Origin of the sequence: Mesorhizobium sp. M8A.F.Ca.ET.057.01.1.1, assembly GCF_003952565.1 — a bacterium.
In the GTDB taxonomy this organism is placed as follows: domain Bacteria; phylum Pseudomonadota; class Alphaproteobacteria; order Rhizobiales; family Rhizobiaceae; genus Mesorhizobium.
Genome location: NZ_CP034454.1, coordinates 25,909 through 40,040, shown reverse-complemented (window position 1 = coordinate 40,040; position 14,132 = coordinate 25,909). Strand labels below are relative to the sequence as shown.

Below are 14,132 nucleotides of genomic sequence, written 5' to 3'. Positions count from 1 at the left end.
AGGATGTCCATGCATTTCTCCCCCGACCGGCCGACTTTCTTCGTCAATCCGGACTACCGGCCAATGACCGGCGCGAACAGGCCGATAATCGATCCGGCGACCCTGGAAGGTGTCGGCGCGATCGCGGCGGCCAGCGACGGCGAGATCGACGCCGTGCTCACCGCCGCGACCAAGGCGCAGCTTGCCTGGAAAAAGCTCGACGCCAAAAGCCGGGCAAAGCATCTGCACGCCGTTGCCAACGCCATCGAGGCGGCGGACTTCACGCGCTGCGCCGAACTGATGGTGCGCGAGATGGGCAAGCCCTATCCCGAAGCCATCGGCGAGATCGCCAATTGCGCGCCGATCTTCCGCTACTATGCCGAGATGGCGCGCGACGATGCCGGCAAGATTGCCGGCACGACGCAGGCCGGCTCGTTCCAGTATGCGCGCTACGAACCCTATGGCGTCTCCGTCCACATCATGCCCTACAATTTCCCGATCCTGCTGATGTGCTGGACCGTCGCGGCCTCGCTTGCCGCCGGCAACGCCTGCGTCATCAAGCCGGCGGAAGCAACGACACTCTCGACCCTCGAATACATGACCGTCTTCCGGGCGCTGCCGGAGGGGCTGGTCTCCTGCCTGCCGGGCGGTGCCGCCACCGCCCAGGCGCTGATCGCGTCGGAACGCACGCACGCGGTTGCCTTCACCGGCTCGGTCGCCGCCGGCAAGGCTGTTGCTGTCGCCTGCGCCGAACGCATGAAGCCCTGCGTCATCGAGGCGGGCGGCAGCGATCCGCTGATCATCAGCGAACACGCCCCACTCGACGTTGCTGCGGCCGGCAGCGTTACCGCCGCCTTCCATCTCACCGGCCAGGTCTGCACCTCGGCCGAGCGCTTCTTCGTCGTCGATGCCGTGCATGACCGCTTCGTCGAACTGTTTGCCGAAAGGACGCGCGCGCTGCGCATCGGCAACGGCATGGACAGGACCGAGATCGGCCCGCTGGTCAGCGAGGCAGCTAGAGCCAAGGTCATGCGGCTGGTCGACGATGCCATCCGCAACGGCGCCAAGGCCGTCACCGGCGGTCGCATTCCGCCGGCACACAACACCGGCTGGTTCTACGAGCCGACCATCCTGACTGGCGTCACCCCAGATATGGCGATCGTGCGCGAGGAGTGCTTCGGCCCGGTCGCCGCCATCTGCCGCGTGAAGGATTTCGACGAGGCGATCCGGCTTGCCAATGACAGCCCGTTCGGGCTCGGCGCTTCAGTCTTCACGACGGATCTGGCCGAAGCGCATGAGGCGGCCGAGCGGCTCGAGGCCGGCATGGTCTGGGTCAACAACCCGCTGATCGACAATGACGCCCTGCCCTTCGGCGGCTGGAAGGCTTCCGGCCTCGGCCGCGAACTCGGGCGCCAGGGGCTCGACGCCTTCCGCCGCTCCAAGATGGTGATCATCGACCACAGACCGGCCATCCAGGACTGGTGGTATCCCTATCCTGACAGCTGGTTTCGCGAGACCGGCGGCCGCAAACACGTATGAAGAATGGCGCGCGGCAACACCGCGCGCCCCATTTCCCTAAGCCTCGATCGCTTCGACCAGGACGCGCGAGCAGGAAAAGCAATGCCGCCGGGCAAAGCCCAGCGGCATGTTCTTGGCTGGCTACCGTCTTTTCAGTGACGATCCGCTACGGCGTCGTTCCTGCTTGAAGCTTGGCCGCCGTCTGGTCGATCTTGTCGGCAAGGACGCCTTGGGCCCAGGCCGTGACATCGGCGTCGACAGGCTTGTTTGCCATGTCCGCCAGCGCCGCGTCGAGCGATGCCGGGTCGGTACCGACCGCCGCCGCATCGACCACTTCCTGCTGGGCAGCGACTTGGTCCGTCAGAGCCGTTATTTTTCCGGGCAGGGCCGCCTGATCCTCGGGCGACATGGCGGCTATCTGCTCCGGAGTCAGCGACGTCAGCGCGGTCAGCTGCGCATTCAGAGCGTCCAGCTGTGCCTGGGCGACCTTGGCCGTCGCCGATTGCGTCACGAAGGCCTGAATGCCGGCAAACTTCTTGCTCTTGGAGTTCATATAGGCGTTGATATTGCGCTGCAGCGAGTTCAGCCGGCCGAGTTTGGCGTGAATGTTCTTGTCTTTCGGTACGGATGAGACCGTTGTGGTCGTATCGACCGTAGTGTCGGTGGTTGTGTCCGTTTCCGTCTTGGCTGCATGTCCCGGTGCCGACGACGACTTGCCATGCGAAGCACCGCTGTTGCCGTTGCCATTCCCGTGGGTGCCGCCGTTGCCATTGCCGCCGCCATTCCCGTTGCCGCCGCCATTGCCGCCGCCGTTACCTCCGCCATTGCCGTGCCCGTTGCCGGCGAGCGCCGGGGACCCCAGAAGCGCCAATGCGGCCAGCGCCGCGAACAGAGTTTTCCGGTTTGTCATGGTAATCTCCTCGGGAATCGCGTTCTCGCCCACCGCTGAACCATCTGGGTATGAGAAATCGCTAATTAGACCTGGTAAACTTTAGACAAACTTGGTCGCAATCCGAGAGCGGGCGCCGTTACGAAGCCGCAACGCGTTGAAAAGTAATAGAAATTGCCGCGCTTGCCCTACCCTGGCACTGAAGTCCCATGACAACCAGACCATAGTCCTGTGCCGTCCGGCACCACGCAAACCGCAGCAAAAAGGGGGCTGAAATGGGAAGGTCGATAGATGAAAGCATCGGCCTCAGCCGATACTTTCGCCCCCGTCGATGACCAGCGCCTGGCCGGTCATGAAGGACGAGCGGTCTGACACCAGGAACAGGATCGCCTCGGCGATCTCTTCGGCCACGGCCCAGCGCCCCATCGGGATCTTGGTGCGGACATAGGTTTCGATCGCCTCGCGTCCGCCCATCTGGGCGATAAACGGTTCGTTGAAGGGCGTGTCGACCCAGCCCGGGCAGAGCGCGTTGACGCGCACATTGTGCCGGGCATAGTCGAGCGACATCTGCCTGGTCATCGCCACCACGGCATGTTTCGATGTTGCATAGGCGATCATCTCGCGGTCATAGAACACACCCGAATTCGAAGCCGTGTTGAGGATGACGCCGCCGCCTTGCGCGATCATCGACGGCATGACGATCCTCGCCGCGAGGAACTGTGCCCGCACATTGACCCGCCACGAGGCGTCCATGCCGGCGGTCTCGACCTCGGTCAGCGTGCCGCCGACCTGGATGCCGGCATGATTGTGCAGGATGTCGATGCGCCCATGCTTCTCGAGCGTGCCGGTTATGAGGTGCTCGACAGCCCCGTCCTCCCCGACATCGGTGGCGATGGCCTCGGCCCGGCCGCCCATTGCCCGGATGCCTGAGGCTGTTGCCTCGCCGGCGGCCGCATCCCGGTCGGCGATGACGACCACCGCACCTTCCCTGCCCATGATCATGGCGCCGGCACGCCCGATGCCGGAGCCGGCGCCTGTCACCACGGCGATGCGGTCTTTGAGGATCATGGAACAGCAGCTTTCAGTTGGATGGCTTGCGCTGGCGCAGCTGCCATTGGGCAAGCACCACGAGCAGGACGGAAGCGACGAGCACGATCGTCGCGATGGCGTTGATCTCCGGCGTCACCCCGCGCCGGATCGAAGCGAACACATAGATCGGCAGCGTCGTCTGCGCGCCGGCGACGAAGAAGGCGACGATGAAATCGTCGAAGGAGAAGGTGAAGGCGAGCAGGAAGCCGGCGACCATCGCCGGCATGATCTGCGGCAGGACGATCGAGCGGAACGTCGTCAGCGGCGTCGCGTAGAGGTCGCTCGACGCCTCGACCAGATTGCGGTCGAGGCTGCCCAGACGCGTGCCGACGATCATCGTCACCAGCGCCATCGAGAACAGGCCATGCGCCGCGATGATCGAGCCGTAGCCGAGCGACAGGCGCGGCGGCTGGTCACCGGGCCAGACCGAGGCGAGGAACGGGTTGACGACGGCGAACAGCTGGACGAGCGCAACCAGCGTCGAGATGCCGATGACGACGCCGGGAACGACGATCGCCGCGCCAAGCAGCCCGTCGAAGACGGCACGGGTTCTGATGCCGACACGCGCCAGGCCAAGGGCTGCCGCAGTGCCGAATACCGCCGCCAGCAGGGCGCTGGTGGTGGCAATGAACAGGCTGTTCTTCAGCGCCTCGACCAGGAACGGATTGGACAGCGCCTTGCCGTACCATTGCACCGAGAAGCCGGTGAACTCGCTGGCATGGTGGCCGGCGTTGAAGGAGAACAGCACGACCAGCACGATCGGCAGATAGAGGAAGGCGAAGACGGCAATGACGAAGGCGCGCATCAGATCAGGTCCACCCGGCGGGCGCCCGCAACCCGATTCGAAATGCGGTTGGCGACAATCAGCACCACCACCGAGACCAGCACCAGCGTGATTGCGATGGCCGACCCGAATGGCCAGTTGCGCGACTGCAGGAACAGGTCGACCAGCGCGTTGCCTATGAAGAACACCTTGCCGCCGCCAAGCAGCGTCGGGATCAAATACTCGCCGAGCAGCAGGATCATGACCAGCGAGAAGCCGGTCATCACGCCCGGCAGCGACAGCTTCAGAGTCACGCCCAGAAAGGTTGACAATGGCGTCGCGCCGAGATCGGCCGAAGCTTCCAGCAGCCTTCGGTCGAGCCGCTCGAGGCTGACATAGATCGGCAGGATCATCAGCGGCAGATAGCCGTAGACGATGCCGAGCAGGACGGCGCCCGGCGTGTTGATCAGCCTGACATCCTCGATGCCGACGAAAGCGAGCAGCGCCGGGATGCCGCGTCCGCCCAGAATGTACATCCAGGCATAGGTGCGCATCAGCAGGCTCGTCCAGAACGGAATGACGACCAGCGCAAGCAGGATCAGCCGCCAGCGCTGCGGCGCCTGCAAGGCAAGATAATAGGCGACCGGATAGGCGACGAGCAGGCAGGCAAGCGCGCCCACCGGCGCCAGCACCATGGTGTTCCAGAACGCGGTCGCCCGTGCCGGAAGATTGGTGTATTGCGACAGCGTGAAGGCCGCCTGGTAGCCGCCCTCGGGCGCCCGCTCGCCGACGCTGAACCCGGCGATGGCGATGAACGGCAGCACCAGGAACACCACCAGCCATGCTGTCGCCGGCGCGAGCAGCAAGGCGGTCAGGAAATTATGCCGAAATCTGTTGCCGCGCATCGAAACCGTTCCGGTACCGGCGGACATGGGCCCGCCGGTCGATTGTCTTTGTCCAGGCCAGTCTCAAGCCGATTTGAAGCGCGCCATCAGTTCGGCACGGCCCGGATCGGTCAGCGTTGCCGCGGCGCCGAATTCGAGCGGCGTCAGCAGGTCCGCCGCCGGGTAGAGGATCGGATTGTCGAGCACTTCCTTGGGCAGCAGCTTGTTGACGCGCGCATCGGTGGAAGGAGCGCCGTTGGCAAGGTGCTCCTTCACCGCGACCTGCGGGCTCATCAGATAGTTGAGCAGAGCATAGCCGGCGGGCTTGTTCGGCGCGTCCTTCGGGATGGCATAAAAATCGGTCCAGATCTCGCCGCCTTCCTTGCCCAGCACATAGGCGATCTCGGGAATGTCGCGATGCAGTTGCGCGCCGTCATTGGTCCAGCACATCGTCATCCATGCATCGCCCGCACGCATGCCCGGCTGGTAGTCGGACGAGACGGCGAACAGATGCGGCTTGACCTTGAGCAGCAGTTCCTCCGCCTTGGCGAGTTCGTCCTGCTTTAGCGAATTGAACGAATAGCCGTAATATTTCAGCGCGTTGCCGATGGTGGTGAGCTGGTAGTCATGCACCATGGTGCGGCCGTCGCCCTCAGCCATGGCGGTGTCCCAGAACTCCTTCCAGCTCGTCATCGGCTTGGCGAGCTTCTTGGTGTTGACGGCAAAACCCGTCGTGCCCCAGTTCTTCGGCACGGCGTAAATGGTGCCATCGATGGTACCCTCGGAGGTGAAGCGCGCATCTTCCTGCGTGCCATCGAAATTCGGCAGCTTCGCCATCTCCAGCGGCTCGATGATGCCGAGCTTCTTGTAGGTCGAGATCGTATAATTGGTCGGCACGAACAGGCTCCAGCCCGAGGCGCCGGCCTGCAGCTTGGCCAGCATCTCCTCATTGGAGCCGAACACGTTGACCTCGACGGCGACGCCCGTGTCCTTCTTGAAGTTCTCGAAGGTCTGCGGGTCATGGTAATTCGGCCAGGTGGCGATCGACATGCGGTCGCCAAGGCTTTCGGCGGCGAAGGCCGGCGCCGGCATGATGCCGATCTCGCGCGCCATCACCGCAGTTGCGATGCCGAGGCCGGTGAGGCCAAGGAAGTCGCGGCGGCCGATCGAGCCGCGCTTCAAGCGCATCAGCTGGTCTACGAAATTCTCGGGGCTTATCGGCAGTCCGTCACGATATGATTTCGACATGTTTGTCTACCCTCTGGTTGGTCCCGTTGTTTTTGGTTTCCGGAAACGCCAGTGGCGTCCCGGTGGCAAAGCCGATGGCGACGGGTTCACCCGGCTTGAAGAGATTGCCTTGGCCGATCAAATGGTCGGCCTTGGCGAGTAATGTTCCGATGCCCTGGACCTCGATCGCGTATTCCGCCGTCGATCCCAGGAAAATCCGGTTGCGGACGACACCCTTGAGCGGGCCGCTTGCCGGAGCACCGAGGCTGAGCGATTCAGGGCGCAGGCTGACCGAAACGGTGTCGCCTTGCTGCAGGGCAGTGCGTTTGCGCGCCGCAATGACGGTGCCGTCCGCCAACGCAACGTCCACCAGTTCGCCCGTATGCCCCGCGACCTTGCCGGCAAGCAGATTGGTCTTGCCGACGAAATCGGCCACGAACAGATCGGCCGGCTCATCGTAGATCTCGCTCGGCTGGCCGAGCTGGACGATGCGGCCGCCATTCATGACGCAGACGAAATCGCTCATCGACAGCGCTTCCTCCTGGTCGTGGGTCACCAGCACGAAGGTGATGCCGATCTCGCGCTGCAGGTTTTGCAGCTCGATCTGCATGTCGGTGCGCAGCTTCTTGTCGAGCGCCGCCAGCGGCTCATCGAGCAACAGCACCGCCGGCTTGTTGACCAGCGCGCGGGCCAGCGCGACACGCTGCTGCTGGCCGCCGGACAGTTCGTGGATCTTGCGGCCGCCATAGCCGGCGAGCCGCACCATTTCGAGCGCTTCGCCGGCCCGCTGGCCGATCTCGCGCGACGACAGCCGTGGCCTTGTCTGGCGCAGGCCATAGGAAACATTGGCTTCGACGTCGAGATGCGGGAACAGCGCGTATTGCTGGAACACCATGTTGACCGGCCGCCGGTAGGGTGGCGTGCCGGCCATGTCCTGGCCGCGGATGAACACCTGGCCTTCGCTCGGCTGTTCGAAGCCGCCGATCATGCGCAGGCAGGTCGTCTTGCCGCAGCCAGACGGTCCAAGCAGCGCAACGAAGGCGGAGGGCGGCACGGCAAGGTCGATACCGTTGACCGCAGTCACCGCGCCATAGCGCTTGGCCACGCCGCGAAATTCGATGTCGGGCACTGCGGTCAAGGCTGCGGGCTCCAGGACGATGCGATTTCAAGACGCTACCAGAGCCAATGGCAGCTAGTATATACCTCGCAGGTGGTATATCTGATCTATTTTCTCGTTTAAGGGGGTATTGATTGAGCACTTCCCGCAGCGACGAATACAGCCGGCTCGCCGCCCTTGTCGCGGCGACGCGGGAGACGAGCGGCGACCTGTTCGGCCACGCGATGGTCGATTGGCTGCGCCAGCATGTCGGCTTCGACCACTGCGTGATCTTCGGCTATCGTGGCGCCTCACGACCGCCATTGCTGTTCGAGACGTTCACACCGGCCGAAAGCCACGTCTTCGTCGCGCTCTACCAGGAGGGGCCTTACCTGCTCGACCCGTTCCATCACGCGGCGGTCGAGCGCAAGGAAGGGTTCTGGCGCATGCGGGAACTCGCGCCCGATCGTTTCTACGCCAGCGAATATTTTCGCTCCTACTACAGCCAGACCAGACTGGCCGAGGAGGTCGGCTTCTTCGTGCCGCTGCCGGGCAAGGACGCGCTGGTGCTGTCGTTGATGCGGCTCAGTGCTTCCGGCCCGTTCGGCACCGCCGATGCCAGGCTGCTGCGCGACATGGCGCCCGCGGTGATCAGCTTCATCAGATCGCGCTGGCCTGCCCTCCCCGCCGACGAACCGGCCGCGGCGAAGCAGGACGAGGAAATAGCCGCGGTCAACGAATTCGACCGCGCCCATATCTGGAAAAGCCTGTCACTGACGCCGCGCGAAAAGCACGTCGTCGACCTGGTGCTGCAGGGGCATTCGACGGAATCGATCGCCAGGGCCATGCGTATTGTGCCCGGAACCGTGAAGGTCCATCGCCGCAACATCTACCGCAAGCTCAAGATCAAGTCGCAGGCCGGCCTTTTCGCCCGCTTCGTCGAGATCATCGACGCGCGGATCCGATGATTCACGCAGGCCGCCGACTACCCACGGATCAGGCTTCCCAGGAGCCGGTTCCGGCCATCCGCTTCAACAAGGGCGCTGGCTTGAAGACATCCTTGCCGGTCTGCTCCTGCCAATATTCGAGCCGCTCGACGATCTTCCCCGCGCCTTCGAGACCGGCCCAGAACATCGGGCCGCCCTTGCCGATGGGAAAGCCGTAGCCATTGACCCAGACGACATCGATGTCGGAGGCGCGGGCGGCAATCCCTTCCTCCAGAATTTTCGCCCCCTCGTTGATCAGGGGATAGAGCGTGCGCTCGATGATCTCGTCGGCGGCTATCGGGCGCGGCGCGATGCCCTTCTCTGCGGCCTTGTCGCGGATCAGCGCCTCGACCTCGGGATCGGGTACCGGCGTGCGCGAACCGTTCTCGTAGAGATAGAAGCCACGGCCGGTCTTCTGACCAAAACGGCCCTGCTCGCACAGAGTGTCGGCGATGACGGCCGTCAGGCCACGCGCCTTGCGGTTGCGCCAGCCGATATCAAGGCCGGCCAGGTCGCCCATCTGGAACGGCCCCATCGGCCAGCCGAAATCGGTGAACGCCTTGTCGATCTGGCTGGGTGTCGCGCCCTCCAGCAGCAACGCTTCCGATTCCGAGCCACGCGCGGCCAGCATGCGGTTGCCGACGAAGCCGTGGCAGACGCCGACGACGACGGCCACCTTGCCGATCCTGCGTGCCAGGTCGACCACGGTCGCCAGCGCGTCCGGCGCCGTCTTTTCGGCGCGCACGATCTCCAGGAGCTTCATGACGTTTGCCGGCGAGAAGAAATGCAATCCGAGCACATCCTGCGGCCGCGAGGTCGAGGCGGCGATCTCGTCGATGTCGAGATAGGAAGTGTTGGTGGCAAGGATGGCGCCCGGTTTCGCCACCGCGTCGAGCTTGCCGAAGATTTCTTTCTTGAGCGCCATGTCCTCGAACGCCGCCTCGACGATCAGATCGCAATCGCCGAGATCGACATGGTCGATCGAGCCCTTGAACTGACCGAGCCGCTGCCGCCTGGCGTCTTCGCTCAAGGACCCCCGCGAAACAGAGACAGCATAATTCTTCTCGATCGTCGCCAGCCCTCGCTGTAGCGCTTCGTGACTGGTTTCCAGCAAGGTGACGGGATAGCCGCCATTGGCGAAAGCCATGGCGATGCCGCCGCCCATCGTGCCGGCGCCGATGACGCCGACGCGGCCGATCCTGCGCTTGGGCGTATCCTTGCCGGGAAGCTTGGCCGCCTCGCGTTCGGCGAAGAACAGATGCCGCTGCGCGCGCGACTGGTCGCTGGCGACGAGTTTCACGAACAGCCCCCGCTCGGCCGCCAGCGCCTCGTCGAAGGGCAGCGTGAGGGCATTACGCACCGCCTGCGCACAGGCAACAGGTGCTTCGAGGCCACGCGCTTTGCGGGCAAGATCCGCCGCCTCGGCATCGAAGGCCGCCAGGTCGGTTTCCCTCAGCTCGTCATCGCGGTCGCGCACCGGCGTGAAAGGCCCGCCCTTGTGGGCGATCTCGCGGGCGAAATTCACGGCGTGGGTGGTCAGATCACCCTCGAAAACGGCATCGACCAGTCCAGCGCCATGCGCCTCTTGCGCGCCAATCGGGGTGCCGGAAATGATCATTCTCAGCGCCTTTACAGCGCCTACGAGACGCGGCAGCCGCACCGTGCCACCGCCGCCGGGCAACAAGCCGAGCTTCACCTCCGGCAGGCCGAGCCTGGCGTCGGCATCGGCAGCACGGAAATGACAGCCGAGCGCCAGTTCCAGCCCGCCGCCGAGCGCGGTGCCGTGAATGGCGGCGACCGTCGGCTTGGTGATCGCTTCGAGCACAGCCACGATGGCGCGCAGGTCCGGCTGCTGCACCGGCTTGCCGAATTCGGTGATGTCGGCGCCGGCGACGAAGGTCCGGCCGGCGCAGGCGATGACGATTGCCGTGACCGATGCGTCATCGCGCAGAGCGACCAGCGCCTGCATCAGCGGCTCGCGGACGTGAAAACTCAGTGCGTTGACCGGCGGGTTGTCGATGGTGACGATGGCGACGCCACTCTCGTTCGCGACACTGACAGAATTGGACAAGCGGAGGCCTCCCGAGACCGACTGAGATCGCGGACCGGTTTACTAGGCCGCGCCGCGAATGGGAACCGGATGTTGAACTGGTCCAATGGATGGCCCGACAGGTTGCGGTCGCGCTGGCGACGCTGCAGTCAGCGCACCGCCTTCTCGCCGCCCGCCGCCGTGATTACCCCGACGATGATCAGCCCCGTCAGAAGCAACCGCACGCCGGCGCTGACGCCGAACGTGTTGAGCATGGTGAGCAGCAGCACCAGGAACAGGGCCGCGCCCCAGACCCCTGGCACATTGGCCTTGCCACCGGCCACCGAAGTGCCGCCGATGACGACGACCGCGATCGAAGCCAGCAGATATTCATTGCCGATATCGACATTGGCGCCCCGGAAATAGCCGGCGAGCAGCGCGCCGTCGATGCCGCCGAGCGCCCCCGACAGCGTGTAGGTGAGGAAGCGAATGCGCCCGACATTGACGCCGGCGAGCCAGGCGGCGCGGATGTTCTGGCCGATCGCCAGCACCGAGCGGCCATAGATCATGCGCTGCAAGGCGATGGCCGCGCCGATGGTGAACAGCACCGTGAGGATCGCCAGCACCGGAATGCCCAGCACCTGCCAGTTGGTGAAATCGGCGAAGCCCGGCGGCGGCTTGATCTGCAGCCCGCGCCCATAGCTGATGTCGACCGACTGGATGATGAAGCTCGCCGACAGCGTGGCGATGATCGGCGGAATGCGCAGCGCCCAGATCAGCAGATAATTGATGGCGCCGATCGCAGCGCCACAGGCAAGCGCCGCCAGCAATCCAACCACGATCATGGCATCGCTGCCGCCCATCATCTTCATGGCAACCGCGCTGGCAAGGCCGATATTGGCCGGCAGCGACAGGTCGACATTGCCGGGTCCGAGCGTGATGACGAACATCTGGCCGACGCCGACGATGACCGTGAACACGGCAAGCGACAATGCGGCCGTGACCATGCCGCCGGCGCCATAGCCGCCGGTGAAGGCGATCGTCGCCAGCCACACCAGCAGCGCACCGGCAAACGACCAGATCCAGGGTTTTGGGAGCAGCGTTTTCAGAGAAGCCATCGCTCACCTTTCCCTGCGGCTGATCAGCACCCGCGCCGCCAGCACGATGATCAGGATGGCGCCGTTGGCGGCCACCTGCCAGTCGGGCGGAATGTGCATGAAGGTGAGCAACGGCGAGGCGGCCAGCGCCAGCGTCAGCGCGCCGATGACGGCGCCGATCGGCGAGACCCGGCCGCCGACGAACTCGCCGCCGCCTAGGATGACGCCGGCGATGGCCAGCAGCGTGTAGCCATTGCCGATATTGGCATCGGCCGAGGTGGTGATGCCGATCAGCGCCATGCCCGACAGCACGCCGAACAGGCCGGCCAGCGCAAACAGCACGATCTTGGTCTTGAGCAGCGACCAACCGGCGCGCCGCAGTGCCGCCGGATTGCCGCCGGAGCCACGCAGGATCACGCCGTAGGAGGTGCGCATCAGGCCGAAATGCACGACCGCCGCGATCAGCAGCGCGGCGACGATCGGGAACGGAATGAAGGGCGGCTTGAATGACATGATCGCCAGCAGCCAGTCCGGCGCCTTGCCGCCGGGCTTCGGCAGGACGAGGATGGCCAGCCCCTGCCAGACGAAACTCATGCCGAGCGTCACCACGATGGAAGGCAGGTTGCGCAGATGGATCAGCGCGCCGAGCAGCGCATAGATGCCGATCGACCCGGCGAGAATGAGGACGCCGATGAGCGGCGCGTCGTTCAGCCATGTCGCCGTGACGCAGCCGACGAAACCGACAAAGGTGCCGATCGAGAGATCAAGCTCGTTGCCGGCTATGACGAACATCTGCGCGATCGTCGCCAGCGCGATCGGGATAGCCAGGTTCAGCATCAGGCTGAAGCCGAAATAGCTGATGGCGCGCGGGTTGAGCCAAGCGATCGCAAGCAACACCAAGGCCAGCGACAGCGCCGGCAGCAGGCCGCGCAACAGCCGCGCCCGCGCCGCCGCGTTGCGCGCCGCCGATCCCTTGAAGCCATTGTCGATTGGCGTCGCCGTCATCTCAGGCCGCGTCGCCGAAGGAGGACTGGATGATCTTCTCTTCGGTCAGCTCGTCGCGCGTCAAATTGGCGACGATGCGGCCGTTCTTGAAGACATAGATATGGTCGCAATTGTCAAGCTCTTCGGTTTCGGTCGTGTACCAGAGGAAGGTGCGTCCGCGGCCCGCCTCCTCGCGCACGAGGTCGTAGACCTCCAGCTTGGTGCCGATGTCGACGCCGCGCATCGGATCGTCCATCAGCACGATTTCGGCATCGGAGCCCAGTGCGCGGGCAAACAGCGCTTTCTGCTGGTTGCCGCCCGACAGCGAAAAGATGTTGTTGTTCATGTCGGGCGTGCGGATGCCGATCTTCTTTTGCCAGGCATCGGCGAGCTCCGCCTCGCGCCGCGGCGAGATCAGCAAGCCGTTGCGCAGACGCGCCAGCGAGCGGATGCCGATATTCTGCGCAATCGACCATTGCGGGAAAATGCCGTCCGACTGGCGGTCGCCCGCCACCAATGCCACCGGCGCCGTGACCTCGATGCCGGCCTTGGCGCGTGCGGCGGCACCAAAGATCCGCAGCAGCAAGTCGGTCTGCCCGTGACCGGCCAGCCCGGCAAGACCGATGATCTCGCCCGCGCAAGCGACTAGCTCTTTGCCGTCAGCCTGCCCGGCGGGTCGCGCCCGGACGCGCAGCGGACTGGCGCCTGTCTTGGCGGCAGCGGCCTGCGCGGCGGTCTTCTGGCGCGCCTCAGCCCCGCCCATCACCGTTACCAGCCGGTCGCGGTCGAAAGCGCCAGCCGCGTCCGACGCCACCATCTTGCCGTCGCGCATTACCACGATGCGGTCGGCGTTGCGCAACACTTCGCCCAGCACATGCGAGATCAGGATGCAGCTTTTCCCGCCGGCGACGAAGCGGCGCACGAAAGCCAGCAGCTGGCCTGATGTGTGCGCGTCGAGCGACGAGGTCGGCTCGTCGAGGATGACCAGGTCGAGCCGGTCCTGCGTCACCGTGAAGGCGCGCGCCACCTCGACCATCTGCCGCCGGCCGATCGACAGATCGCCGACAATGTCCCAGGCCGAGATGCCATGGTCCGGGAATATCTCATCGAGCTTGGCGGCGATCAGCTCGGCCGCCTTGCGCCGCCAACCGAAGCCGGACAGCGAGGCATGATTGATGCGGGTGTTTTCGGCGACGCTGAGATTGGGGCACAGCGACAGCTCCTGGAACACGCAGCGTATGCCGAGTTGCTGTGCGCGCGAAACCGAGTAGTTCTCCTCGATGCCGCCATGCACGGCGATCGTCCCGCTGTCGGGCGTCAAGGTGCCGGCCACCATGTGCATCAGCGTAGATTTGCCGGCGCCATTATGGCCGACGAGGCCGACGCATTCGCCGGGCCCGACATGGAAATCCACCCCGCCAAGCGCCCTGACGGCGCCGAAACGCTTTTCGGCACCGTCAAGTCTTACGATGCCAATATTGGCGGCGCCGAAATGTTTTTCGGCGCCGCTCGGCCTGATGATGCCCGTGTTGCCTGCAGCCATGCTCAACGATATCCGCTCAGTGATGCGCTAGGCAACGCGGATGCGACT

Annotated in this window: 12 protein-coding genes; 2 read left to right on the top strand and 10 right to left on the bottom strand. The window is 64.8% G+C overall.

Annotated elements, in window-relative coordinates; translation table 11 throughout:
- Window positions 1–9: 9 nt before the first annotated feature.
- Window positions 10–1,518, top strand: coding sequence for an aldehyde dehydrogenase family protein (locus tag EJ077_RS00200; protein ID WP_208699048.1), 1,509 nt, complete (start codon window positions 10–12; stop codon window positions 1,516–1,518).
- A 145-nt stretch (window positions 1,519–1,663) separates the two neighbouring features.
- Here EJ077_RS00200 and EJ077_RS00195 read toward each other — a convergent pair whose 3' ends face one another.
- The 6 genes from EJ077_RS00195 to EJ077_RS00170 form a co-directional block, all read right to left on the bottom strand.
- Entirely contained in the window at window positions 1,664–2,440 is a 777-nt protein-coding gene (locus EJ077_RS00195) for a hypothetical protein (RefSeq protein ID WP_245458595.1), read from the bottom strand.
- A 252-nt stretch (window positions 2,441–2,692) separates the two neighbouring features.
- A complete protein-coding gene (locus EJ077_RS00190) occupies window positions 2,693–3,454 on the bottom strand; it encodes an SDR family NAD(P)-dependent oxidoreductase (protein WP_208699046.1) in 762 nt (253 codons plus the stop codon).
- 13 nt (window positions 3,455–3,467) lie between these two features.
- Window positions 3,468–4,280 (bottom strand): ABC transporter permease, encoded by an 813-nt coding sequence (locus EJ077_RS00185; RefSeq protein ID WP_208699044.1) that lies wholly within the window; start codon window positions 4,278–4,280, stop codon window positions 3,468–3,470.
- On the bottom strand, window positions 4,280–5,143 hold the full coding sequence (locus EJ077_RS00180; protein ID WP_245458594.1) for an ABC transporter permease: 864 nt from the start codon (window positions 5,141–5,143) through the stop codon (window positions 4,280–4,282). The genes EJ077_RS00185 and EJ077_RS00180 overlap by 1 nt, the downstream gene beginning before the upstream one ends.
- 63 nt (window positions 5,144–5,206) lie before the next feature.
- A complete protein-coding gene (locus EJ077_RS00175; RefSeq protein WP_208699039.1) occupies window positions 5,207–6,370 on the bottom strand; it encodes an ABC transporter substrate-binding protein in 1,164 nt (387 codons plus the stop codon).
- Window positions 6,351–7,487 carry an ABC transporter ATP-binding protein gene (locus EJ077_RS00170; RefSeq protein WP_208699037.1) on the bottom strand — a complete coding sequence of 379 codons (1,137 nt, stop codon included), beginning with the start codon at window positions 7,485–7,487 and terminating at the stop codon, window positions 6,351–6,353. The genes EJ077_RS00175 and EJ077_RS00170 overlap by 20 nt, the downstream gene beginning before the upstream one ends.
- A 113-nt stretch (window positions 7,488–7,600) precedes the next feature.
- On the opposite strand from EJ077_RS00170, the gene EJ077_RS00165 reads away from it, so the two are divergent.
- On the top strand, window positions 7,601–8,413 hold the full coding sequence (locus EJ077_RS00165; protein WP_208699035.1) for a response regulator transcription factor: 813 nt from the start codon (window positions 7,601–7,603) through the stop codon (window positions 8,411–8,413).
- Between the two features lie 28 nt (window positions 8,414–8,441).
- On the opposite strand, the gene EJ077_RS00160 is transcribed toward EJ077_RS00165, so the two are convergent.
- The 4 genes from EJ077_RS00160 to EJ077_RS00145 form a co-directional block, all read right to left on the bottom strand.
- Window positions 8,442–10,502, bottom strand: coding sequence for a 3-hydroxyacyl-CoA dehydrogenase NAD-binding domain-containing protein (locus EJ077_RS00160; protein ID WP_208699033.1), 2,061 nt, complete (start codon window positions 10,500–10,502; stop codon window positions 8,442–8,444).
- A 128-nt stretch (window positions 10,503–10,630) separates the two neighbouring features.
- Window positions 10,631–11,578, bottom strand: a complete 948-nt coding sequence (locus tag EJ077_RS00155) for an ABC transporter permease (protein WP_208699031.1) — start codon at window positions 11,576–11,578, stop codon at window positions 10,631–10,633.
- Between the two features lie 3 nt (window positions 11,579–11,581).
- Window positions 11,582–12,562: an ABC transporter permease gene (locus EJ077_RS00150; RefSeq protein WP_208699028.1), complete on the bottom strand. Its 981-nt coding sequence runs from the start codon at window positions 12,560–12,562 to the stop codon at window positions 11,582–11,584.
- Between the two features lies 1 nt (window position 12,563).
- Window positions 12,564–14,084: a sugar ABC transporter ATP-binding protein gene (locus EJ077_RS00145; protein WP_245458593.1), complete on the bottom strand. Its 1,521-nt coding sequence runs from the start codon at window positions 14,082–14,084 to the stop codon at window positions 12,564–12,566.
- Window positions 14,085–14,132: the final 48 nt, after the last annotated feature.